Source organism: Rhodoferax sp., assembly GCF_013297935.1.
GTDB lineage: Bacteria > Pseudomonadota > Gammaproteobacteria > Burkholderiales > Burkholderiaceae_C > Allorhodoferax.
The window spans coordinates 337,799-361,639 of sequence record NZ_JAAFIX010000001.1; the positions used below are offsets into that span (position 1 = coordinate 337,799).

General features: G+C 62.1%; 20 protein-coding genes and 1 pseudogene. 13 read left to right on the forward strand and 8 right to left on the reverse strand.

Annotation, left to right across the window (positions count from 1 at the left end; all coding sequences use genetic code 11):
- Positions 1-33 precede the first annotated feature (33 nt).
- Entirely contained in the window at positions 34-1,452 is a 1,419-nt protein-coding gene (locus QZW03_RS01675; protein ID WP_296507728.1) for a PLP-dependent aminotransferase family protein, read from the reverse strand.
- Positions 1,453-1,624: 172 nt separating this feature from the next.
- Here QZW03_RS01675 and gabT point away from each other — a divergent pair, with 172 nt between their 5' ends.
- The 6 genes from gabT to QZW03_RS01705 all read left to right on the forward strand — a co-directional run bounded on the left by gabT (position 1,625) and on the right by QZW03_RS01705 (position 9,539).
- Complete coding sequence (gene gabT / locus QZW03_RS01680) at positions 1,625-2,917, forward strand: 4-aminobutyrate--2-oxoglutarate transaminase (protein WP_296507730.1); 1,293 nt, start codon at positions 1,625-1,627, stop codon at positions 2,915-2,917.
- A gap of 92 nt (positions 2,918-3,009) precedes the next feature.
- On the forward strand, positions 3,010-4,482 hold the full coding sequence (locus QZW03_RS01685; RefSeq protein ID WP_296507732.1) for an NAD-dependent succinate-semialdehyde dehydrogenase: 1,473 nt from the start codon (positions 3,010-3,012) through the stop codon (positions 4,480-4,482).
- A 136-nt stretch (positions 4,483-4,618) separates the two neighbouring features.
- A complete protein-coding gene (locus tag QZW03_RS01690) occupies positions 4,619-5,152 on the forward strand; it encodes a MarR family winged helix-turn-helix transcriptional regulator (RefSeq protein WP_296507734.1) in 534 nt (177 codons plus the stop codon).
- Positions 5,145-6,644, forward strand: coding sequence for an efflux transporter outer membrane subunit (locus QZW03_RS01695; RefSeq protein ID WP_296507735.1), 1,500 nt, complete (start codon positions 5,145-5,147; stop codon positions 6,642-6,644). Before QZW03_RS01690 ends, QZW03_RS01695 begins: the two co-directional genes overlap by 8 nt.
- A gap of 54 nt (positions 6,645-6,698) precedes the next feature.
- A complete protein-coding gene (locus QZW03_RS01700; protein WP_296507736.1) occupies positions 6,699-7,970 on the forward strand; it encodes an HlyD family efflux transporter periplasmic adaptor subunit in 1,272 nt (423 codons plus the stop codon).
- A gap of 6 nt (positions 7,971-7,976) precedes the next feature.
- The gene (locus tag QZW03_RS01705; RefSeq protein ID WP_296507738.1) at positions 7,977-9,539 is read left to right on the forward strand and encodes a DHA2 family efflux MFS transporter permease subunit; all 1,563 of its coding nucleotides are present in this window, start codon (positions 7,977-7,979) and stop codon (positions 9,537-9,539) included.
- A gap of 82 nt (positions 9,540-9,621) precedes the next feature.
- Here QZW03_RS01705 and QZW03_RS01710 read toward each other — a convergent pair whose 3' ends face one another.
- From QZW03_RS01710 to QZW03_RS01720, 3 genes are all read right to left on the reverse strand, one after another.
- Positions 9,622-10,110: a hypothetical protein gene (locus QZW03_RS01710; RefSeq protein ID WP_296507739.1), complete on the reverse strand. Its 489-nt coding sequence runs from the start codon at positions 10,108-10,110 to the stop codon at positions 9,622-9,624.
- 64 nt (positions 10,111-10,174) lie between these two features.
- Positions 10,175-10,813 carry a 3-oxoacid CoA-transferase subunit B gene (locus QZW03_RS01715; RefSeq protein WP_296507740.1) on the reverse strand — a complete coding sequence of 213 codons (639 nt, stop codon included), beginning with the start codon at positions 10,811-10,813 and terminating at the stop codon, positions 10,175-10,177.
- A gap of 2 nt (positions 10,814-10,815) precedes the next feature.
- Positions 10,816-11,523: a CoA transferase subunit A gene (locus QZW03_RS01720; protein ID WP_296507741.1), complete on the reverse strand. Its 708-nt coding sequence runs from the start codon at positions 11,521-11,523 to the stop codon at positions 10,816-10,818.
- Positions 11,524-11,635: 112 nt separating this feature from the next.
- Here QZW03_RS01720 and QZW03_RS01725 point away from each other — a divergent pair, with 112 nt between their 5' ends.
- Together QZW03_RS01725 and QZW03_RS01730 are read left to right on the forward strand one after the other, a co-directional pair.
- A complete protein-coding gene (locus QZW03_RS01725) occupies positions 11,636-12,190 on the forward strand; it encodes a PAS and helix-turn-helix domain-containing protein (protein WP_296507742.1) in 555 nt (184 codons plus the stop codon).
- Positions 12,191-12,383: 193 nt separating this feature from the next.
- Entirely contained in the window at positions 12,384-13,979 is a 1,596-nt protein-coding gene (locus QZW03_RS01730) for a methyl-accepting chemotaxis protein (protein ID WP_296507744.1), read from the forward strand.
- Positions 13,980-14,000: 21 nt separating this feature from the next.
- On the opposite strand, the gene QZW03_RS01735 is transcribed toward QZW03_RS01730, so the two are convergent.
- A complete protein-coding gene (locus tag QZW03_RS01735; protein WP_296507747.1) occupies positions 14,001-14,450 on the reverse strand; it encodes a hypothetical protein in 450 nt (149 codons plus the stop codon).
- A 75-nt stretch (positions 14,451-14,525) separates the two neighbouring features.
- Between QZW03_RS01735 and QZW03_RS01740 the strand changes: the two genes are divergently transcribed.
- Entirely contained in the window at positions 14,526-14,789 is a 264-nt protein-coding gene (locus QZW03_RS01740; protein ID WP_296507748.1) for a hypothetical protein, read from the forward strand.
- Here the strand turns inward: QZW03_RS01740 and QZW03_RS01745 are convergent.
- Both QZW03_RS01745 and QZW03_RS01750 read right to left on the reverse strand, forming a co-directional pair.
- Positions 14,786-15,045, reverse strand: a pseudogene (locus tag QZW03_RS01745) (IclR family transcriptional regulator C-terminal domain-containing protein); the annotation flags it as partial. The gene QZW03_RS01740 and the pseudogene QZW03_RS01745 sit on opposite strands and share 4 nt — an antisense overlap.
- 4 nt (positions 15,046-15,049) lie before the next feature.
- Entirely contained in the window at positions 15,050-15,457 is a 408-nt protein-coding gene (locus QZW03_RS01750) for a carboxymuconolactone decarboxylase family protein (protein WP_296507750.1), read from the reverse strand.
- A 265-nt stretch (positions 15,458-15,722) separates the two neighbouring features.
- Here QZW03_RS01750 and QZW03_RS01755 point away from each other — a divergent pair, with 265 nt between their 5' ends.
- From QZW03_RS01755 to dnaG, 3 genes are all read left to right on the forward strand, one after another.
- Positions 15,723-16,304: a peroxidase-related enzyme gene (locus tag QZW03_RS01755; RefSeq protein WP_296507752.1), complete on the forward strand. Its 582-nt coding sequence runs from the start codon at positions 15,723-15,725 to the stop codon at positions 16,302-16,304.
- Positions 16,305-16,342: 38 nt separating this feature from the next.
- The gene (locus QZW03_RS01760; RefSeq protein WP_296507754.1) at positions 16,343-18,247 is read left to right on the forward strand and encodes a gamma-glutamyltransferase family protein; all 1,905 of its coding nucleotides are present in this window, start codon (positions 16,343-16,345) and stop codon (positions 18,245-18,247) included.
- Positions 18,248-18,384: 137 nt separating this feature from the next.
- On the forward strand, positions 18,385-20,412 hold the full coding sequence (gene dnaG / locus QZW03_RS01765; RefSeq protein ID WP_296507755.1) for a DNA primase: 2,028 nt from the start codon (positions 18,385-18,387) through the stop codon (positions 20,410-20,412).
- A gap of 24 nt (positions 20,413-20,436) precedes the next feature.
- Here the strand turns inward: dnaG and QZW03_RS01770 are convergent, their stop codons facing one another.
- Positions 20,437-21,237, reverse strand: a complete 801-nt coding sequence (locus QZW03_RS01770) for a transporter substrate-binding domain-containing protein (RefSeq protein WP_296507757.1) — start codon at positions 21,235-21,237, stop codon at positions 20,437-20,439.
- Positions 21,238-21,500: 263 nt separating this feature from the next.
- On the opposite strand from QZW03_RS01770, the gene rpoD reads away from it, so the two are divergent.
- A complete protein-coding gene (gene rpoD, locus QZW03_RS01775) occupies positions 21,501-23,810 on the forward strand; it encodes an RNA polymerase sigma factor RpoD (protein WP_296507760.1) in 2,310 nt (769 codons plus the stop codon).
- The last annotated feature ends 31 nt before the right edge of the window (positions 23,811-23,841 follow it).

Sequence of the window (23,841 nt, forward strand, 5' to 3'; positions counted from 1 at the left end):
CACCGTCCGGGCAATAAGGCGCCCAGTCCGTGCTTACAGGTGCTCAGCGCTCTGACCCACCAGAATCCGCTGATCCAGAAAGCGCCACAAGCGCTCGTCGGCGCAAAACGCCACGTTGAATCGCATCCAACCGGTGGGCCGGGGCTCTACCAGAAACAACTGGCCGGGCCCTAACATGATGCCTTCTTGGGTGCCCGCCTGAGACAGCACCGCACTGTCCGCAATATCCGGATGCCGGGCCCACAAGTACATGCCGGCCTCGGGCTCATGAAAAATCTCGAACCCCAGCCCCAGCAAACGGCGGCTCACCTGCCGGTGCGCCTCGCCCAGGCGGTCGCGCAACGACTTGAGGTGTTTGCGCCAACGGCCATCGGTAATGGCACCGAAGGTAATGCGCTCTGCAATGTCAGAAGACGTGAGCCCCGCAATCATCTTGAGCTGCACAAAGCGGTCGGAGAGCTCCGGCCGCGCCAGCAAATAGCCCACCCGCAGGTTCGGCGAAATGGTTTTGGAATAGCTCCCCACGTACACCACGCGGCGCAGCTGGTCCAGGCTCGCCAATGTGGTGCGCGATGTAGCGTCCATGTCGGCGTAGATGTCGTTCTCCACCAGCACGAAATCGTGCATTTCTGCCAATTGCAGCAAGCGGTGCAACTGGGCTACCGAGGCCACCGAACACGTGGGGCTCTGCAAACGCGGCTGGGTGAAAAACACCTTGGGTTTGCGCGTGAGCAAAATGTTTTCAAGCGCTGCAAGGTCATAGCCGACGCCGGTGCGGGGCACGCCAATGACCTCCAGGCCGGCAAACCGCAACATGAACAGCAAGTTGGGGTAGCCGGGGTCGTCCACCAGCACCGTGTCACCGGGCTTGAGCAGGCAGCGGGCCACGAGATCCAGGCCTTGGCTGGAGCCATGGGTGAGCAGCACCTGCCCGGCATCTGCTGTGATCTGGTGCTCGGCCAGAGATTCCGCAATGATCATGCGCAGGGCCATGTGGCCGTAGGGCAGGCCATAGCCATCGAGTTCAGAGCCGTCGCTGGAGAGCTGGCGCATGCTGCGGCGCACGGCATCGCCAAACAGCCAATCGTGCGGCAGCCACCCGCAACCGGGCTTAAGCGGCAGGTTGCGATTCTCGAAAATCTGTTTGAGGTACCAGCTCGCATCAAAACGGGGCGTTTCGACTTCCCGAACCGTGGATCCCGGACTCGGGCTCTCTTCCCGCCGCTTGACGAAAAACCCGGAGTGGGCCCGCGACACCAACCAGCCTTGGGCCACCAGCCGGTCATAAGCCTCGACCACCGTGAACACGCTCACGTTGTGCCCCACCGCAAAGGCGCGGATAGAAGGCAGCTTGCTGCCGGGCTTGAGCACCTGCCCAGCGATCAACCCGCGCAGTCCATCCACGATCTGGCTGACCAGGGGGGTGGCGATGTCGGGGCTGAGTGTGAGCATGGGGTGATCGTAATGCAGGCGGCAGGCGCTGAAAAACGCACCAATTTAGGGAAACTCTGTACAGGATTTTAGACCTGCACAGTGTCTCGAAACTTTCATCTGGGTGTACATGGTTGTTTAGCTAAAGCGTTTCTATAGTTCGGCCACTTGTTCAACAACACCGGAACTCTGTATGCAAGCCGATCGCAAACTACTCAACGCTGCCCTGTATGCCCGCCGCCAAACTGCCGTTGCCCGCGGCGTCGGCCAGGCCCATGAGATTTTCATCAAGAACGCCAAAAACGCCGAGTTCTGGGACGTGGAAGGCCGCCGCTTTATCGACTTTGCCGGCGGCATTGCCGTGCTCAACACCGGCCACCTGCACCCTGAGGTGATTGCAGCAGTGAAAGCCCAGCTCGACCTGTACACCCACACCTGCTTTCAGGTGATTGCCTACGAACCCTACGTCGAAGTGTGCGAGCGCTTGAACGCCATGGCCCCCGGCAACTTTGCCAAAAAGAGCTTGCTCTTGACCACCGGCGCCGAGGCCGTGGAAAACGCCATCAAGATCGCCCGCGCCCACACCAAGCGCCCCGGCGTGATTGCCTTCACCGGCGGCTACCACGGCCGCACCAACTTCACCCTGGGCCTGACCGGCAAAGTTGCGCCCTACAAAATCGGCTTCGGCCCCTTCCCGGGCGAAGTCTTTCACGCCCTGTTCCCCAACGAACTGCACGGTGTGAGCGTGGCCGACGCCCTGCATTCGGTGGAACTCATCTTCAAGAACGATGTGGAACCCGAGCGCGTGGCGGCTTTCATTGTGGAGCCGGTGCAAGGCGAAGGCGGCTTCTATGTCGCGCCACCCGAGTTCATTGCCGGCCTCAAGGCCCTGGCGGACCAATACGGCATTTTGCTGATTGCCGACGAAGTGCAAACCGGCGCCGGCCGCACCGGCACCTGGTTCGCCTGCGAACAGTGGCCTGTGGCCCCTGACTTGATCACCACCGCCAAGTCACTGGCAGGCGGCTTTCCCCTATCCGGTGTGGTGGGCCGTGCCGACGTGATCGACGCCCCCGCCGCTGGCGGCCTGGGTGGCACCTATGCCGGCAGCCCCGTGGCCTGTGCCGCGGCCATTGCGGTCATGGACGCTTTTGTCAAAGAAAACCTGCTGGCCCGCAGCCAAGACATGGGTGCCTTGCTGGTGCGCGCACTCAAAGACATGGCCCACAACATTCCGGCCATCGGCGATGTGCGCGGCCTGGGTGCCATGGTGGCGATTGAGCTGTTTGAAGCCGGTGATGTGCACCGCCCCGACGCGGCCTTGACCAAGAAGGTGGTGGCCGAGGCAGCACGCCGCGGCTTGATCCTGCTGTCTTGCGGCACCTACGGCAACGTGATCCGCATTCTGGTACCGCTCACCGCCTCCGACGCACTGCTCGAAGAAGGTCTGGCCATTCTGGCCGACAGCTTCGCTGCGTCTGTTTGACTGGCTAGGTGACATGCTATTTCTTTCATAGCTGCCTGCGCATATTCCACGGGCGCTGGAAACCAATTTTTTTTATGTATTGAGGAGACACCATGTCTACATCGCCGCTTTCCCTTTTGAAAGACTCCAGCCTGCTCAAGACCGACGCGCTCATCAACGGCCAGTGGGTCGCGGGCGCCAGCCGCTTTGCAGCTACCGACCCGTCTAACGGCCAGCACTTGGCTGATGTGGCCAACCTCGGTGCCGCAGACGCGGAGGCCGCCATTACTGCTGCCAACGCCGCTTGGCCCGCCTGGAAAAGCAAGACCGCCAAAGAACGCAGCATCATCCTGCGCAAATGGTTCGACCTGCTCATGGCCAACCAGGAAGACTTGGCCCGCATCATGACCGCCGAGCAAGGTAAGCCTTTTACCGAAGCCAAAGGCGAAATTGCCTATGGCGCGAGCTTTGTGGAGTGGTTTGCCGAAGAAGCCAAGCGCGTCAACGGCGAGACCCTGCCCCAGTTCGACAACAACCGCCGCCTCATGGTCATCAAGCAGCCCATCGGCGTGTGCGCGGCGATCACGCCCTGGAACTTCCCGCTGGCCATGATCACCCGCAAGGTGGCACCTGCCCTGGCCGCCGGTTGCCCGGTCATCATCAAGCCCGCAGAGCTGACGCCTTTGACCGCGCTGGCAGCCGCCGAGCTGGCCATCCGCGCCGGCATTCCGGCCGGTGTGCTCAACATGATCACCGCCGACAGCGAGCAGTCCATTGCCGTGGGCAAGGTCATTTGCGCCAGTGACGTGGTGCGCCACCTTAGCTTCACCGGCTCCACCGAAGTGGGCCGCATCTTGATGGCGCAAAGCGCACCCACCGTCAAAAAGCTCTCCCTGGAGCTGGGCGGCAACGCGCCCTTCATCGTGTTCGACGACGCCGATATCGACTCCGCCGTGGAAGGCGCCCTGGCAAGCAAGTACCGCAACGCGGGCCAGACCTGCGTTTGCGCCAACCGCTTCTATGTGCAGGCCGGTGTGTACGACCAGTTTGTGGCCAAGTTCGCCGCCCGGGTGAAAGCCATGAAGGTCGGCAACGGCTTTGAAGACGGCGTGCTGCAAGGCCCGCTGATCGAAGACGCGGCGGTAGAGAAGGTCAAACGCCATGTGGCCGATGCTGTGGCCAAGGGCGGCAAAGTGGAAACCGGTGGCAATGCCCTGCAAGGCCAGTTCTTCGAGCCCACCGTGGTGTCTGGTGCGACGGCCGACATGCTGTGCGCCCGCGAAGAAACCTTCGGCCCCTTCGCCCCGGTGTTCAAGTTCCACACCGAGCAAGAAGCTATTGACGCGGCCAACAACACCGAGTTCGGCCTGGCCAGCTACTTCTACAGCCGCGACATCGGCCGCATCTACCGCGTGGGCGAAGCGCTGGAGTACGGCATGGTGGGCGTGAACGTGGGCATTCTGGCCACCGAACACGTGCCCTTCGGCGGCGTGAAGCAGTCCGGCCTGGGCCGCGAAGGTTCGCACTTCGGCATGGACGACTACATCGAGGTCAAGTACCTCTGCCTGGGCGACATCCAGAAGTAATTGACGTACTCGGCCCCCGCTTGGCCCACAAGCCCGCTCCGGCGGGCTTTTTTACGCCTATTCATTTGCCGCAACAAACATAGCCTATGCAATTACAGCCTTGACAATATTTGCTTAGGCAATTAATATTTACTGCATGTCCAAACCAAAGACTCCGTTTTACAGCCCTGCCAACTACCAGCCGGAAGCCAGCGTGGGGTATTTGATGCGCAGCATCCTCAACCACGTCGCCCAGGCGGTGGACCGGGAGTTGGCCCACACCGACCTGACCAACGCGCAGTGGATTCCACTCTTCAAGCTCTACACCGGCAAAGCCTCTACGGTGGCCGAACTGGCCCGCGCCTGTGAAACCGACACCGGCGCCACCACCCGCCTACTGGACCGCATGGAAGCCAAAGGCCTGTGCCAACGGGTGCGCTCTGAGCAGGACCGCCGCGTGGTCAACCTGGAGCTCACCCCCACCGGCAAAGCGGCTGCCAGCGACATCCCCCGCATCCTGAGCGATGTGCAAAACGCACACTTAGAGGGCTTTAGCCCCGCTGAGTTTGAAGCTCTGCAGGGCTACCTGCGCCGCATTCTGGACAACGCCCAACGCATCAAGGCCGCCCACCAAGCCGGCCCCAATACCCCTGATACCCCCGACACCCCAACCGAAACTCCCCATGCTTAACGCCACCCAACTCTCCCCCCGCACCCTGCGCTGGAGCCGCTTTGCCCTGAGTGCCGTGGCCATTGCGTCCCTGAGCGCTTGCGCCAATTTCTCGGGCATTTTCTCCAGCGCGCAGCCGGTGGCTGCCCAGAACGCAGGCCTCTCGGCGCAGGTCATTCCCGCCGACAGCGTGGCCCTAGACAGCCAATGGTGGAGGGCCTATGGCGACCCGCAACTAAACAGCCTGATCGACCAAGCCCTACACAACAACCCCAGCCTGCGCGTGGCCCAGGCCCGGGTGCAACGGGTCATGGCGGGCATTGACAACGCCAATGCCGCCGGTGCGCCCCAACTCACTGCCGGGCTGGACGCCACCCGCCAGCTCTACACCCGCAACGGCCTGGTGCCCGCCCCGATTGCCGGCAGCGAGCGCGACATTGCCACCCTGCAAGCCACCGGCAGCTGGGAGCTGGACCTGTTTGGCAAAAACCGTGCCGCGCTAGACTCCGCCATCGGCCAAAGCCGCGCCGCCCAGGCCGACGCTCAGGCCGCCCGCATGCTGCTGGCCAGCAACGTGGCACGCAGCTACTTTCAGTGGATGAAAGTGCAAGGCCAGCTCGACGTGGCCCAGCGCACCCTGGCGCAGCGCGAGCAAACCCGCCAGCTGGTGAAAGACCGGCTGCAAGCCGGCCTGGACACCCAGTTGGAGCTGCAAACCAGCGAAGGCGCCCTGCCCGATGCACGCTTCCAGATCGAAGCCTTGAAGGAGCAAGAGGCCCTGCTGCTCAACAGCCTGGCCGCCCTCACTTCACAACAAAATAAGTCTCTAGCCCTCGCCAAACCTGCGCAAGCAGCTATCAATTCGATAGCAAATGCGCAAACCGGTGTGCAGGCCGTACCGCTGGACCTGCTGGGCCGCCGCGCCGATGTGGTGGCCGCACGCTGGCGCGCCGAGGCCGCCACCCGCGACATGGACAACGCCAAGACCTTGTTCTACCCCAACATCAACCTGACCGCGTTTGCCGGCTTTTCGAGCATCGGCTTTGACAAGCTGGTGCAAAGCAGCAGCGCCCAATGGGGCGTGGGCCCGGCCATCCGCCTGCCCTTGTTTGAAGGCGGCCGCCTGCGCGCCAACCTCAAAGGCAAGGCAGCCGACCTCGACGCCGCTATCGAAACCTACAACGCCACCGTGGCCGATGCGGTGCGCGACGTGGCCGACCAACTCACCTCCACCCAAGCGATTGCGCGCCAGCAAACCGAGCAGCAAGCGGCCCAGCAATCTGCCGAAGCGGCCTACGCCATTGCCGTGCAGCGCTACGAGGCCGGGCTAGGCAACTACCTGAATGTGCTCAACGCCGAAACCGCCGTGCTCGCCCAGCGCAAGCTCGGCGTCGACCTGGCCGGCCGAAAGGTGGACACCCAGATCCAGCTGATCCGCGCCCTGGGAGGCGGCTTCAGCGATGCCGACATCGATGTTGCCAACAACGCTGTGAAGGCCACGGCGGCCCGTTAAGCCCCACCCCGAACACTGACCAAACACTGACCGAACCTGATTGAAAGACACACCATGAGCACACCCGCTACTGCCCCTATCGCCGCCAATCCAGCCGCCACTCCCGCTGGCAACCCAGCCCGCAAAAAGGCGCTGACCGCGCTGACCATCGTTGTGCTGTTGGGCCTGGCCTACGGCGGCTTTGAATATTTCGGAGCGCGCCACTCTGAAGAAACCGACAACGCCTATGTGCAAGGCAATGTGATCCAGATCACGCCCCAAGTGGGCGGCACCGTCACCGCCATCCTGGCGGACGACACCGACTTTGTGAAAGCCGGCCAGCCGGTGGTGAAACTCGACCCCGCTGATGCCAAGGTCGCACTCGACCAGGCCGAGGCCAACCTCGCCCAAGCCGTGCGCCAGGTGCGCACCCTGTATGCCAACAACGGCACCTTGTCGGCTCAGGTCACCGTGCGCGAGTCCGACATTGCCCGCGCCCAGACCGATATTGCCCGCGCCACCGACGACCTGAACCGCCGCCAGGCACTGGCCGGCAACGGAGCCGTGTCCAAAGAAGAACTCAACCACGCCAAGTCACAACTGACCAGCGCCCAAAACGCGTTGGCAGCCGCCCAAGCCGGTGTGGCCGCAGCACGCGAACAGCTCTCCAGCAACCAGACCCTCACCGAAGGCACCAGCATCGACAGCCACCCTAGCGTGGTGGCCGCGTCTGCCAAAGTGCGCGAGGCCTTTCTGGCCCTGCACCGCGCCGAGCTGCCAGCCCCCGTGGACGGCTATGTGGCCAAGCGCACCGTGCAACTCGGCCAACGCGTAGCCGCCGGTGCGCCGCTGATGGCCATCATCCCGCTCAACCAGCTGTGGGTAGATGCCAACTTCAAGGAAGTGCAGCTGCGCAACATCCGCATCGGCCAGCCGGTCAAGCTCACTGCCGACCTGTACGGCAAGAAAATGGAATACAAGGGCACCGTCTCCGGCCTGGGCGTGGGCACCGGTGCCGCCTTCTCCTTGCTGCCGGCGCAAAACGCCACCGGCAACTGGATCAAGGTGGTGCAGCGTGTGCCGGTGCGCGTGGCGCTGGATGCCGAGCAATTGGCCCAGAACCCGTTGCGCGTGGGCTTGTCCATGGAAGCCACGGTCGACGTGACCGACCAGAGCGGCAAATCGCTGGCCGATGCGCCGCGCACCGCCTCCGTCACCCAGACCGATGTGTACACCGTGCTGGACCAGCAAGCCAACGACGAAGTGCGCAAAGTGATTGCTGCCAACCTGGGCCGCGGCGCCAAAACCAACGTCCATGCCGCCGCCAAAACCGGCAATGGTGTGTAAGACCCCATGAGCTCACCCGCTGCTTACTCTGCGCCCGCGCCCCTGGAGGGATCGGCGCGCCTGTGGGGCACCATCGCATTGTCCGCCGCCACGTTCATGAACGTGCTGGACTCCTCGATTGCCAACGTGTCCTTGCCCGCCATTGCCGGTGACCTCGGGGTCAGCTCCAGCCAGGGCACCTGGGTCATCACCAGCTTTGGCGTGGCCAACGCGATTGCTTTGCCGCTCACCGGCTGGTTGTCACAGCGCTTCGGGCAAGTGCGTCTGTTCGTGACCAGCGTGTTGCTCTTTGTGCTCTCCAGCTGGTTGTGCGGCATTGCGCCCAACATGCCGTTTCTAATTGGTGCCCGCGCGCTACAAGGCTTTGTGGCCGGCCCCATGATGCCGCTGGCCCAAACGCTGCTGCTGTCCAGCTACCCTCCCGCCCTTGCGGGCCTGGCCATGGCGCTCTGGGCCATGACCACGCTGGTCGCGCCGGTGATGGGGCCGCTCCTGGGCGGCTGGATCACCGACAACGCGCACTGGGGATGGATCTTCTTCATCAACGTGCCCATCGGCATCGTGGCCGGGTTCATCACCTGGAGCATCTTCCACAAGCGTGAGACGCAAACCCGCAAGCTGCCAATCGATACCGTCGGCCTGGCACTGCTGGTGATTGCGGTAACCGCTATTCAAATGATGCTGGACTTGGGCAAAGAGCTGGATTGGTTTCACTCCAACGAGATCATTGCGCTCACGGTGCTCTCGGTAGTGGCTTTTGCCTTCCTGATTGCCTGGGAGCTCACGGACAAGCACCCGGTGGTGGATTTGAAGCTCTTCAAGGGGCGCAACTTTTTGACGGGCACCGTGGCCATGTCGATTGCCTACGGCCTGTTTATGGGCAACATCGTGCTGCTGCCGCTGTGGCTGCAAAGTTTCATGGGCTACACCGCCACCCAGGCGGGCATGCTGATGGCGCCGGTGGGGATTTTTGCCATTATTTTGTCGCCCATCATCGGCAAAAACATCGCCAAGTTCGACACCCGCCGCCTGGCCACCCTCGCCTTTCTGGTGTTTGCGCTGGTGCTGTGGATGCGATCGCACTTCAGCACACTGTCAGACTTCAACACCATGATGATTCCGACGCTGATTCAAGGCATTGCACTGGCGCTGTTTTTCATTCCGCTGACCAGCATCATTCTGGGTGGCTTGCCGGGCGACAAAATAGCTTCAGCCTCGGGTTTAAGCAGCTTCTGCCGGGTGTTGTTCGGCTCCTTCGGCACCTCGATCTCGGTGACCGTGTGGCAAGACCGCACCACCTTGCACCACGCCCAGCTCACCGAGATGATCAACCGTGGCAGCACCGCCTCCAACAGTGCGCTGTCGGGCTTGAATGCCGCCGGTCTGAGCACCGAGCAGGCCCTGAGTCAGATCAACCGCATGATTGACCAGCAGGCCGCCACGCTGGCGGCCAACGATGTGTTCTACGCCTCGGCCTTGATCTTTATAGCTCTCATCCCGCTGGTGTGGCTCTCGCGCCCTGCCAAGGCTGGTGCCGGTGCGTCAGGCGCAGCGGCCGGTGCCCACTGAGCCCAGCTACCTGCGCGGCGGTGGCCGCAGGCATAAAAAAAACGGGGCCGAGGCCCCGTTTTTCTTTGGTGTTTGCAGCGTGTCAGCTCAGTTCCGGGCCCTGCGCTGTGGCAGTGCGGGTGTTGCGGTTTACACCGTTGTTCACCGACCAAGGGATAGAAGCAGCCCGGTCCAAGGGCGCCACTTTGGTCAACAACGCCTGCCAGAAAAAGCCGCTTTGGATCGCGATCACGGCAAACAGCATGTAGCTTTGCGAGCTGGAAGCCAACCAGAGGTTGTAGACCGGCATGAACACAAAGGGCGACACCAGCAAAGGCAGGCCGATGCGCAAAGCTTGCATAGACTCCAGCCCCTTGCCGAGGTTGAACAGGTCCCAGTAGTAGTTGGTAAACATGCCCAGCACCATCCAGCAACCCAGGTGCCATGCGTAAACAATGGCGTGGTTGCGCACCAGCAGAGTCACCCAGGGCTGGGACCCCTCGTCCGCGTTCACGATAAACACCATGAACACCCCCGTGACCAAGAAGATCACGGCGTAAATGAACATCAAAAATTTAAGTGCTCTGGACATGTTTTCCCCGGGGTTAGATGCTGGGCCAATACTGCGCGTCATCTTACCCGCAAGAACCAGCGGCTCAGAGCAGCGGGACGCCGGTTTTCGCCTGCACCGCCTCGCGGGTGACACCCGGTGCCAGCTCCACGAGCTTCAGGCCTTCCGGGGTGACATCCATCACCGCAAGATCAGTGATGATGCGGTCCACCACACCCACACCCGTCAGGGGCAAGGTGCAGCTGGGCAATATCTTCAGGTCCTCGGTGCCGTCTTTCTTTTTGGCCACGTGCTCCATGAGCACGATTACGCGCTTCACGCCGGCCACCAGGTCCATAGCGCCGCCCATGCCCTTGACCATCTTGCCCGGAATCATCCAGTTGGCCAGGTCGCCCTTGGCACTGACCTGCATGGCGCCCAGGATGGACAGGTTGATCTTGCCGCCGCGGATCATGGCAAAGCTCTCATGGCTGCCGAAAATACTGCTGCCCTTGATGGTGGTGACCGTTTGCTTGCCCGCATTGATGAGGTCGGCATCCACTTCGTCTTCGGTCGGAAAGGGGCCGATGCCCAGCATGCCGTTTTCGCTCTGCAGCCACACCTCTTTGTCGGCGGGCACATGGTTAGCTACCAGCGTGGGAATGCCGATTCCCAGGTTCACATAAAACCCGTCTTCCAGCTCGTGGGCTGCGCGGGCAGCCATTTGGTCTTGGTTCCAGCTCATGGTCAGACTCCTGCTTTTTCAGTGATGGTGCGTTTTTCGATGCGCTTTTCAGGCTTGGCATTGAGCACGATGCGGTGCACATAAATGCCGGGCAAGTGCACCTGGTCGGGTGCGATGTCGCCGGTTTCCACGATCTCTTCGACCTCGACCACCGTGATCTTGCCGGCCATGGCCACCGCCGGGTTGAAGTTGCGCGCGGTAAAGCGGAACTGCAGGTTGCCGGACTTGTCGGCACGGTGTGCTTTCACCAGCGCCACATCGGGCACCAGGGCGCGCTCCATGACATAGGTCTCGCCATCAAACTCGCGCAGCTCTTTGCCGTCCGCCACGATGGTGCCCACGCCGGTTTTGGTAAAGAAGGCCGGTATGCCGGCGCCCCCGGCACGCAGCTTTTCGGCCAATGTGCCTTGGGGGGTGAACTCCAGCTCCAGCTCGCCTGCCAGGTACTGGCGCTCGAACTCTTTGTTCTCGCCCACATAGCTGGAAATCATTTTTTTGATCTGCCGGGTTTCGAGCAATTTGCCGAGGCCAAAGCCGTCCACACCCGCGTTGTTGGAGATAGCCGTGAGGTTCTTGGCGCCACTGTCCTTGAGCGCTTCAATCAGCGCCTCGGGAATGCCGCACAGGCCGAAACCGCCTACCGCCAGCAACTGGCCGTCCTCTACGATGCCTTCAAGTGCCTTGGCGGCACTGGGATAGATTTTGTTCACTGCGCGTATCTCCTATGTAGATAGAAACAACATGACCGCTACGATACTACGTAACCACATACGTAGTTTCTCGTAAAGCTTTTCCCGCATCCGCACCTGCTCCCGCTTTCCCATGGACCTGGACTACCGCCAAGCCTTTGACCTCGCCCCGGTGGGCCTGGCGCTCTCGCGCAACCGCACCATGATGGACTGCAACCAGCACCTGTGCGAAATGTTCGGCGCGAGCAAAGACCAGCTGGTGGGGCAGTCGTTTCAAGTGCTCTACCCCAGTGCCGACGAGTTCGAGCGCCTGGGCGCCCGCATGGCGCCGCTGCTCAACCGCAACGGAACCTATGCCGATGAGCGGATCATGAAGCGCCTGGACGGTCGTTTTAAAGGCGAAACCTTCTGGTGTCATGTGACCGGCCGGGCGCTCAACCCGAGCACCCCGCACGAGGCCGGTATCTGGACCTTTGAAGACCTGAGTGCGCGCCGACCGGTCAGCGCCGAACTCACCCCCCGCGAGCGCGAAGTCGCGGCCTACCTGCTGCAGGGCCAAACCTCCAAGCAGATCGGCAAAACCCTGGAAATCAGCCACCGCACGGTGGAGATTTACCGCGCCCGGCTGATGCGCAAGTACAAGGCGTCCACCACTGGCGACCTGGTGCACAAGCTGGCCACGCGTTAAAAACCTGAAAACATCTAAATACTTGCATCATATTGGTGCAAACATTTGGAAAACGCACCAAAATAGTACGCACAGAGCTCACAGACCCCAAGGGCGGAGCAATGCAATTTGGCAGACAGGGAGTCAGCGCACCCGCAGAGCATAGATGTACGGGCGTGGACCCCTTGTCCTAATTACAGGAGAGGTCACGCTTATGAAATCCCCCACTATCGCGCGCCGGTTGCAATGGATCATTGGCATGCTCGGCGGCTTGTTGCTTGCAATAGGCGCGCTGGGGCTGACGGGCCTGTCGGCCTCCAACGCTTCACTAAAGACCGTGTATGAAGACCGGGTCATTGCACTCGGGCAGTTGGGCGAGGTCGCCCGCCTGTTGCAGCGCAACCGCAACTTACTGGCAGACTTTTTTGTCCCCCCGGGCATTACGGACCGGCAAGAACGACTGGCCGAGTTTGATGCCAACCTCCTTCAGCTCATGGAAACCTGGCAGGCGTACCAAGCCACCTACCTCACACCTGAAGAGCAAACCTTGGCCCGCGGCTTTTTGCCGGTCTACAACAGCTTGCGGGTAGAAGGACTGCAAGCCGTGCGGGATGCCCTGGGTCGCGGGGACCTGGACACCGGAGCGCGCTTGTACCAGGAGAAGGTCAAGCCCCTGATGCCTGCGGCCATGGCGGTGCTGGCGCAGTTGGACCAGATTCAGTACCGCGTGTCCAAAGAAGAGTACGAAAGTGCACTCGACAGCTACGAAACAATGCGATGGATTTGCCTCTGGGCGATTGCCGGCGGGCTGGCAGCGGCCACTCTGCTGGGCTGGTACATGGTCCGCACACTGCACCGGCAATTGGGAGCCGAGCCCTCCGAGGTTCTGAGCATCACCAGTGCCGTTGCACGCGGGGACCTCACCAGCCACATCCAGGTACCTCCCGACGCCCCGGAAAGCGTGATGGCCGGCATGGAACGGATGCAACTGGCACTGCAAACCATGGTGGGCACAGTGCGCGAAGGGTCTGAGAGCGTGGCCTCGGGGAGCAGCCAGATCGCCAGCGGCAGTGGCGACCTGTCCTCGCGCACCGAACGCCAGGCGAGCGCTTTGGAGCAAACCGCAGCCTCCATGGAGCAACTGAGCGCAACCGTCCGGCAAAACGCAGACAGCGCGCAGGAAGCCTACCAACTGGCACACCACGCCGCAGGTCTGGCATCGGACGGCGGGCAGGTCGTCAGCGAAGTGGTGTCGACCATGCAAAAAATTGACGAGGCATCCCGCCGCATGGCGGCCATTCTCGGCGTGATCGACGGCATTGCGTTTCAAACCAACATCCTGGCACTGAATGCTGCGGTTGAGGCCGCGCGTGCGGGCGAGCAGGGCCGGGGTTTCGCGGTAGTTGCCAGTGAAGTCAGGTCACTCGCCGGCAGGAGCGCCGAGGCCGCCAAGGAAATCAAACTCCTGATTGCGGGCAATGTGCAGCACGTGGGAGCCGGCAGCCAGCAAGTGCAGCAGGCCGGTCTCACGATGCACAGCATCGTGGAGTCCATCCGCCAGGTCAGCGAGCTGATGGACACCATTCGCTCTGCCAGCGCGGAACAAGCCTCTGGCGTCTCCCAGATCGGCGAGGCCGTGGGTCATATGGACCAGACCACCCAGCAAAACGCCGCCTTGGTGGAAGAAATGTCGGCTGCCGCAGCCAGCTTGAAAGCACGGGCGCAGCAACTGGTGCAGAGCGTAGCCGCGTTCAGGACCCGCGGCGGCGCCGGGGGCGGAGGCCACTTGCAACTGGAAAACCTCGCCTGAGCCACCCGCGGTCCCGCCGCATCAAGCGCCCTGTAGTCGGATGCGCAGTTCGGCGTTTTCCTGCTCCAGCACCGCCATGCGTTGCCCGCTCACAGCGAGCTGCAGCAGTGCGGCCTGCAATTCGGCGGTCAGGCGCTCCACCTCTTCTGCCAGCGAGTCGGCCACCACGGTGACCCGCTCACGAGTTGCTACACGGGTGCCGGCGAGCTGAGTCGCCAACTGGTCCAACCAAGCCAAAACTTGCACCCGCGTGGTGTCTTTGTGCAAGGGGGTTTGCAGGGTGGCTTTTTTGACATCGGCCCGGCGGCAGAGTTCGGACTGGGTGACACGCCCGTGGTTGTAGGGGTAGACCCCTTGGTGGGCCGCAATATCAGCCTCAATGTCGGCCATGGCAGCGCGCAAGCGGGCCAAAGCGGCCGCCGTGCGGGGGTTGGCGTTGTCAGCGCAGGGCAAAAGGTGGGGTTGAGTCATGAAAAAAAACACAGCGGGTCGAAATGCTCCTGCAGTGTACTGAGGCTAGACTCCGCAGAATTTGAAAGACCCGATATGACCGACACCCCCACCACCGCCGCTTTTGAAACCGATGCTTGGCAAGCCCTCAAACAGCTGGGCGACGCTGCAGTGGCACAAGGCGGTTTGCCCGCTGTGCTGCAGATGTTCATCAGCGTGGTGACGTCTGCCGAAGAGGTCGCCCGCGTGAGCGAAGAAGCCGGCCACAGTGACAGCATGACCAAGCAAGTGATCTCCGAGTGGCTCAGCACCCAATATGTGCCTGAAACGCTGTCGGAGCTCCAAGCCAACCAAGGCTAAATCTGGTTGCGCATGGCCCGCGCGGTTTCCTGCAGCACCGGCAGGACACGGCGCACGGCGTCTTCGGTACCCTCGTTCCCCATGAGCATGGTCACATTGAGTGCCCCATCACGCCGCCGTGCCAGTCGATCAGCGGCACCGCAACACCCCAGTAATTCAGCTCCAGCTGTTGCTCGGATACCGCCCACCCTTGCTGGCGGATACTAGCGAGCTCGACCCGCATGCGGTCTCTGCTGACAATGGAGTACTGCGTGTAGGCCTTAAAGACTTGCGCCCACCACCTCGTTCGCACTGCGAAACGCTTCCACCGCCGTGGGCACCCCGCAATACACCGCGGCGTGCAGCAGCACCTCCTGAATTTCTTCGACCGTCGCACCGTTGTTCAAGGCACCGCGCACATGGCCCTTGAGTTCAATCTGTTTGCCCATGGCCGTGAGCATGGCCACGGTGATCAGGCTGCGGGTTTTCAGGTCCAGCCCCGGGCGCTGCCACACATCGCCCCAGGCAGCGCGGCTGATGTGTTCTTGGATGGGGGCGGTAAACGGCGTGGTCTTGGCCAGCGCGGCGTCTACGAAGGCATCGCCCATCACCTGCCGGCGGGTGGCCAATCCTGTCGCATAAGCATCCGGCCCGGCGGACTCAGGCAAGGGGGTTTGAGGGTCTGTCATCGGGGCTCCGAGGGGGAAAACCCGATGTTAGCCCGCGTGCCATTGCCCCAACTGGGATAGCAGTGCCACCAGGCCCATGCCGTTGATCACGATGCCGATGCTGGTTTTGATTTCTTTCATGGTGCGCTTCTCCTGTACGTGGGCTGCGAGCTTGTTCGCAGTAGGATGAATACTAAAAACGATGACCGTTTGTGTAAATTCAATTAACAAAATCACACCGATAGTTTTTTTAAACAACCCGAACCACCGACCCGACGGAGACACCATGACCCCCAGCCCGCGCTACCCCCTCCCCGACCTCAACACCCTGCCCGAGGACCTGAAGGCCAAGATTTTGGAGGTGCAGGAAAAGTCAGGCTTCGTACCCCATGTTTTTCTGGCCTTCGCCCGCCGCCCTGCTGAATGGCGGGCGTTTTTTGCCTACCACGACGCCCTGATGCTGCGCGAGGGCTCCAGCCTCACCAAGGGTGAGCGCGAGATGATCATCACGACCACCAGTGCCGCCAACCAGTGCTTGTACTGCGTGGTGGCGCACGGCGCGATTCTGCGGATTTACGAGAAGAAGCCTTTGGTGGCCGACCAGGTGGCGGTGAACTACCGCAAGGCCGACATCAGCCCCCGCCAACGTGCCATGCTCGACTTCGCCATGAAGGTGTGCACCGAGAGCTACGCCGTCGAAGACGCCGACTTCACCGCCCTGCACGCCCACGGGTTTGACGATGAAGACATTTGGGACATTGCCGGCATCACCGCCTTTTTCGGCCTCTCCAACCGCATGGCCAATGTGACCGGCATGTTGCCCAACCCCGAGTTTTACCTGCTGGGGCGCGTGCCCAAGGCCAAATAGACAGCGCAGCCTGCCCCCTCCCCAACACCCTGAGCCCTATGCCACACCGCACATCGCCCTCCATGCCCTGTACCGCGCCGCTGGCCCTGCCCACGGCATCCTCCACGCCGCCTGCCACCAGGCAGCGGTGGGCTGGCGGCGTTGTGGCCATCTCGCTCAGCCTGCTGTCGGCGTGCAGCACCGTGCCGGGCACCTTGAACTACATCGCCCCACCGGCGCAGCCTGAAGCCGCGACCGGCAACACCGCCAAACCCGGCTGGGCCACCCGCCGCTACGCGGTGGCGGCAGCCAACCCCTTGGCCACCGACGCAGGGCGGCAGGTGTTGGCTGCAGGCGGCAGCGCCATAGACGCGGCCATTGCCGTGCAAATGGTGCTCGCTCTGGTGGAGCCCCAGAGCAGCGGCATCGGGGGCGGCGCATTTTTGCTGCACTTTGACGGCAAGGTGACGCAGGCTTTTGACGGGCGCGAAACAGCCCCAGCGGGTGCCACACCGGGCCTGTTTCTGGATGCCAGCGGCCAGCCCCTGAAGTTTGCCGATGCGGTGGTCGGCGGCCGCTCGGTGGGCGCGCCCGGTGCGGTCGCGATGTTGGCGCAGGCCCATGCCCGCCACGGCAAAATGCCCTGGGCGCAGCTGTTCCAGCCCGCCATTAGCCTGGCCACCCAGGGCTTTGCCATCAGCCCCCGCATGGCCGCACTGCTGGCCGCAGACCCCCACCTAAAGAAAGACCCGGTAGCCGCCGCCTATTTTTACGACAGCACCGGCAAGCCCTGGCCGGCCGGCCACCTGCTGCGCAACCCGGAGCTAGCCGCGGTGTTGCAAGGCATTGCTACGCGTGGCCCCTCGGGCCTGTTGCAAGGCGAGGTGGGTGAGGCCATTGCCCGTAAAGTGCAAAACCACCCCACCAACCCGGGCAGCCTGAGCACCCGCGACCTGGCCACCTATCGCCCGCTGGTGCGCGAACCGCTGTGCTTTGACTACGACGCGGCAGCGCGCCCGGTGCGCATTTGCGGCATGCCGCCGCCAAGCTCGGGGGCGATTGCCATAGGCCAGATTTTGCGCATGCTGGACAGCACACCTGCCAGCACCCTGCCACTGGCCCAAGGCTTGCCCACCGCTGACTGGCTGCACCTCTACACCGAGGCCTCACGCCTTGCGTTTGCAGACCGGGGCCAGTACCTCGGCGACCCGGCTTTTGTGCAAGCGCCTGCCGGCAACTGGGCGAGCTTGTTGGCACCGGCCTACCTGCGCAGCCGCGCCGCGCAAATCGACAGCAGCCCCACCGGCAAGAGCATACAAATGGCCCTGCCCGGCCAACCCGGCGGCACCCCCTTGAGCTACGCTCCCATGCCCGACCAGACCGAATACGGCACCTCCCATATCTCGGTGGTAGATGCCTATGGCAACGCCGTGGCCATTACTACCACTATTGAAGACGCCTGGGGCTCGCGCCAGATGGTGAACCGGGGCGTGGGCCTGGCCGGTGGCTTTTTGCTCAACAACCAGCTCACCGACTTCAGCTTCAGCCCCACCGGGGGCGACGGACGCCCGGTGGCCAACCGCGTCGAGCCGGGCAAGCGGCCGCGCTCCAGCATGTCGCCCACCCTGGTGTTTGACAAAGCCACCGGTGAATTGCTCATCAGTGGCGGCAGCCCCGGTGGGGCTTTGATCATTCATTTCACGGCCAAAACCTTGTACGGCATGCTGCACTGGGGCCTGAATGCCCAGCAGGCCATTGACTTGCCCAACTTCGGCTCGCTGAATGGCCCCACCCTGCTGGAGGCCAACCGCTTCAGCCCTGCCACCGTGCAGGCCCTCAAGAACCGCAGCCACACCGTGCTGGAGGTGCCTATGGCCAGTGGGTTGCAAGCCATAGAGCGCACCCCCACAGGATTTTTCGGCGGGGCGGACCCCCGGCGTGAAGGCATCGTGCTCGGCGACTGAGCGCCTATTTAGGCATCAAATCGGTCTCTAGCCCATACAAAACATACGCATATAGCTATATTTTTGATACCAATGTAGCGCTCGCAACACTTCTCGCCTGCCCCTGAGCCCGGCGCGGGCTGCCTACAATCGCCCCCATGGCCATCCCGCAAAGCTTCATCCAGGAACTCATCGCCCGTACCGATGTGGTGGAGATCGTGGGCCGCTATGTGCAGCTCAAAAAGGGCGGCGCTAACTTCATGGGCCTGTGTCCGTTTCACGGGGAAAAGTCGCCCTCGTTCTCGGTGAGCCCTGCCAAACAGTTCTACCACTGCTTCGGCTGCGGCAAAAACGGCAATGCCATCAGCTTTTTAATGGACCATGCCGGCATGACCTTCATCGAAGCGGTGAAAGACCTGGCCGGTCAATACGGCATGGTCATCCCCGAGGAAGAAGGCAGCCCCCAGGACAAGGCCCGCGCCCAAGCGCAGCGGGAAAAACAGAACACCCTGACCAGCGTGCTGGAAAAAGCCGGCGAGGCCTACAAACGCGGCTTGAAAGAGTCGCCCCGCGCCATCGACTACCTCAAAGGCCGTGGCCTCTCTGGCGAAATCGCCAAGCAATTCGGACTTGGTTACGCGCTCGAAGGTTGGCGCAGCCTGGCTAGCATCTTCCCGCAGTACGACGACCCCTTGCTGGTCGAGAGCGGCCTGGTCATCCTGCACGAGGCCGAAAACGGTGGCGAAGAGAAGCGCTACGACCGCTTCCGCGACCGGGTGATGTTCCCCATCCGCAATATCAAAGGCGAGTGCATCGGCTTTGGCGGCCGCGTGCTGGGCGACGAAAAGCCCAAGTACCTCAACTCCCCCGAAACTCCGGTGTTCAGCAAAGGCCGGGAGCTCTACGGCCTGTTCGAGGCCCGCAGCTCCCTGCGCGAGCATGGCTATGCGCTGGTCACCGAGGGCTATATGGACGTGGTGGCACTGGCCCAACTGGGTTTCCCCAACGCCGTGGCAACCCTGGGCACCGCCTGCACCAACGACCACGTGCAAAAGCTATTCCGCTTTACCGATGCGGTGGTCTTCAGCTTTGATGGCGACGGTGCCGGCCGCCGCGCCGCCCGCAAAGCGCTGGACGGCGCCCTGCCCTTTGCCACCGATGTGCGCAGCATCAAGTTTTTGTTCCTGCCCGCTGAGCACGACCCGGACAGCTTTATCCGCGCCTACGGCAAAGACGCCTTTGCCGACTACGTGAGCAAGGCCACGCCACTCAGCCGCTTTTTGATTGAAGCGGCCCAAGACGGCTGCGACCTCAGCACCGCCGAGGGCCGTGCCCGCATGTCCAGCCAGGCCAAGCCCTTGTGGAGCCAGCTGCCCGACGGTGCGCTCAAATTGCAGCTCTTGGGTGAAATAGCCCAGCTCGTGCAGCTCCCCTCCGCCGAGCTCGGCAGCCTGTGGTCAGGCAGCAGCGCCAAACCTGCCGGCGAAGCGCCACGCCGCAAGCGCGAGGCCGCCCCCGCCGCGGCCAGTGGCTTCGAGGACGGCATGGGGGACGCTCCATTCTTTGACGACGAGGAGCCTGCCGGGTTTTCGGAACCCTGGGTACCGCAAGAAGAACGGAAAAAGAAAACCGAGTGGAAGAAAGAAGGCTGGACACCCCGTGCCAAAGGCGATGGCAAGTGGGAGGGCAAATGGCAAGGTAAAAACAGCAAATTCGGCAACCGCGAGCCCCGCCCCAGCGGGCCGCTGGCCAAACTCGACAGCCGCCCCGACCTGGCCGCGCGCATTTTGCTCAACCACAGCGAGCTCTGGGACATTCTCTCCAGCGAGGACCACGGTCTTTTGTGCCAATTGCCGCCCCCCCATGGCGAGCTGTTCACCTGGCTGGAGAGCCAGCTCCATGAGCACGGCCCGGTCTCGCGCGGCACCCTGAAAGAAGAAATTGTGGGCCACCCCGCAGAGGACCTGGTGCAGCGGCTGACCTCGGCCCCGGTGCTCGCGAGTGAGCCGCTGAGTGAGTCCGGCCCCGAATTGCGTGACTTGCTCAACCGGATGCTGCTCGACCAGATCGACGCCCGCATGCGCGCCCTGGCCACCGACCCCGCCAACCTGCCGGAACTCCGGGTCCTGATGGACCGCAAAAAAGAGCTCAGCAAATTGCTGCAGGCCAGTTCGGTTGACTCCTGAACCTGCCACTCCATGCCGGTGGTGCTATTTCGCAGCCTTCATCAAATAGCGTTGGCGTAGCTGTTGGTAGCGGCCGTCGGCCTTGACCTTGGCAAGCGCCTGATCGAGCCGCTTGATGGTGTCCGGGTCGGTGCCCGGGTTCACGCCATACCAGTAGGCCGAGGACTCATCCAGCACCCAGACCGGTACCAGCAATGCGGGGTCCATGCCCAGGCTTTTGGCATGGTAGGCCGCCGCCCAATCCAAGGCCACCAGCAAATCAAAGCGCTTGGCCAAGAATTTGCGCATATTGGTTTCATCATTGACCCCGAGCTCTAAGCCGCCCCCTGAAGGCTCATTGACAGACACCGCCGTGAATCCGGACTTTTCAAGCATTTTGGTAGCCGCCGACTCCAAGGTGGAGCCGATCCGGTAGGGCCTTGCGTCCTCCAGACTTTTGATCACAATGTCGGGCCGGTCAGCCCAGCGGTACAGCAACACCCGGCGGGGGCTGATAGGCCCAATCCAGCGGAACAGGGCCTCGCGTTCGGGCGTGCGTACCATGGAGTACACCAGGGTATCGGGCTGGCGCAAGGCCTGGCCATAGGCCCGGGCCCAAGGCAGGACTAGCTTGCGAAGGGGGACGCCCGCCTCCGCGGCCACAAGATCCAGCAGTTCGGAGGCGAAGCCGGTCACGCGCCCCTCCAGCTCCATATTGAGGGGCGGGAGCTGCTCGGTCAGTGCCGTCAGCTCGGGCGGGGGTGCGGCAACGGCGGGTGACCCCGCCAGCAAGGCAGCACCACAGACCGCAAGGGCTGCCCAGGTTTTCTTGAGGGTAAAGATCATCCAACGACTCTTGATTTTTTGAATAAGAACTATAATGACAGATTAGTTCGGCAAGAGCGACAGCAGCACCTCCGGGTCAGGCCACCGTGAAAGTTCATCACAACAGGCCACCTTACCGCAAGGACTGCATTCCAAATGATCGCCCTCCCATCTTGCCAATGGGGAATCTGATTCCCTGCCTTGCCACTACATCGCGTGTTTGCGCAGCGTAGCCGGCACCTGTTCTGTTGTTTGTTAGTTTTTTGTTGACCCGAGGTTTCTGCATGCCCGCTTCAAAATCCGCCAAGCCTGTTCAGCCTGCCAGCAAGGCCGCCGCCACACCCGAAAAGAAAGCCTCCTCAGTGTCCGTACCCAAATCCAAAGCCGCCCAGTTAAAAGAAGCCGCAGACGCGCTCCTCGCAGCCGCCGAAGCCCCTGCCAAGAAAAAGGCCGGTCGCCCGGCCAAAGCAGCGGCTGATGAAGCCTCGGCTCCCGCCAAAGCCGCCACCGGCGCCAAGCGCGGACGCAAACCCAAGGCGGCCGCGGAATCCAGCGGCGACGACATGGACATGTCGGACATTGAAGCAGACTTGGTCGGCGAACCCGAAGCCGCAGCAACCACCACCCCCACCGGTGAAAAGGTCAAGCCCCTGCGCATGAAGATCAGCAAGGCGAAAGAACGCGCCTTGATGAAGGAATTCGGCCTGGACGAAACCGTGTTGTCCGAAGAAGACATGGCCAAGCGCCGCGCGCGCCTCAAGGCCCTGATCACCCTGGGCAAGACCCGCGGCTACCTGACCCACGGCGAAATTTCCGACCACTTGCCCGACAAGCTAGTCGATGCGGAAACCCTCGAAGTCGTGATCTCCATGTTGAACGACATGGGCGTAGCGGTTTACGAGCAAACCCCTGACGCAGAAACCCTGCTGCTGAACAACAACGTGTCCACTGCGGCCACGGTGGAAGAAGCGGAAGAAGAAGCCGAAGCTGCCTTGTCCACCGTGGACAGCGAGTTCGGCCGCACCACCGACCCCGTGCGCATGTACATGCGTGAAATGGGTACGGTCGAGTTGCTGACCCGCGAAGGCGAAATTGAAATCGCCAAGCGCATCGAAGGCGGCTTGATGGACATGATGGAGGCGATCTCCGCATCGCCCGCCACCATCGCCGAAATCCTGCGCTTGGGTGAAGACATCCGCGAAGGCAAAGTGGTCATCACCACCATCGTGGACGGCTTCTCCAACCCCAATGAGGCCGACGACTATGTGGCCGAAGAAGACTTCGACGAGTTCGACGAAGCCGACGACGACGACGGCAAGGGCGGCTCCAAAGCGCTGACTAAAAAGCTTGAAGAGCTGAAGAAGCAAGCCCTGGAGCGCTTCGACAAGATGCGCGAGCTGTTTGAAAAAGTGCACAAGGTGTACGACAAGGAAGGCTATGGCACGCCTGCCTACGTGAAAGCACAAAAGGCACTCAGCGAAGAGCTGATGACCATCCGCTTCACCGCCAAGGCGATTGAAAAGCTGTGCGACATGGTGCGCGCGCAGGTGGACGATGTGCGCAAGAAAGAGCGCGAGCTGCGCCGCATCATTGTGGACAAGTGCGGCTACCCGCAAGAGCAGTTCATTGCGGACTTCAGCGGTCGCGACAAGGCGGGCAACAAGGTTGCCTCCAACCTACTGAACCTCAAGTGGATCGAAAAGCAGGCAACTTCCGGCAAGTCCTGGGCCGCCGTGATGGGCCGCAATATTCCGCCGGTGCAGGATCTGCAGCAAAAGCTGATCGACTTGCAATCGCAAGTGGTCGTGCCTTTGGAGCAGCTCAAAGACATCAACAAGCGCATGAATGCCGGCGAGTACGCGTCCCGCGCCGCCAAGAAGGAAATGATCGAGGCCAACTTGCGCCTGGTGATCTCCATTGCCAAGAAGTACACCAACCGCGGCTTGCAGTTCCTGGACTTGATCCAGGAAGGCAACATCGGCTTGATGAAGGCCGTGGACAAGTTCGAATACCGCCGTGGCTACAAGTTCTCGACCTACGCCACCTGGTGGATCCGTCAGGCCATTACCCGCTCCATTGCAGACCAGGCCCGCACCATCCGTATTCCGGTGCACATGATCGAAACCATCAACAAGATGAACCGCATCAGCCGCCAGCACTTGCAAGAGTTCGGTTTTGAGCCTGATGCCTCGGTCCTGGCTGAGAAGATGGAAATCCCGGAAGACAAGATCCGCAAGATCATGAAGATCGCCAAAGAGCCCATCTCCATGGAAACCCCGATCGGCGACGACGACGACAGCCACTTGGGCGACTTCATCGAAGACGGCGCCAACACCGCCCCGATGGAAGCGGCCATGCAAGCCGGCCTGCGCGATGTGGTGAAAGACATCCTCGACAGCTTGACTCCGCGCGAGGCCAAAGTGCTGCGCATGCGTTTCGGCATCGAAATGACCTCCGACCACACCCTGGAAGAAGTGGGCAAGCAGTTTGATGTGACACGCGAGCGCATCCGTCAGATCGAAGCCAAAGCCTTGCGCAAGCTCAAGCACCCTAGCCGCTCCGACAAGCTGCGCAGCTTCACAGACACCCTGTAAAGCCCGCCGGCTTCATTTCAAGCCATTTAGC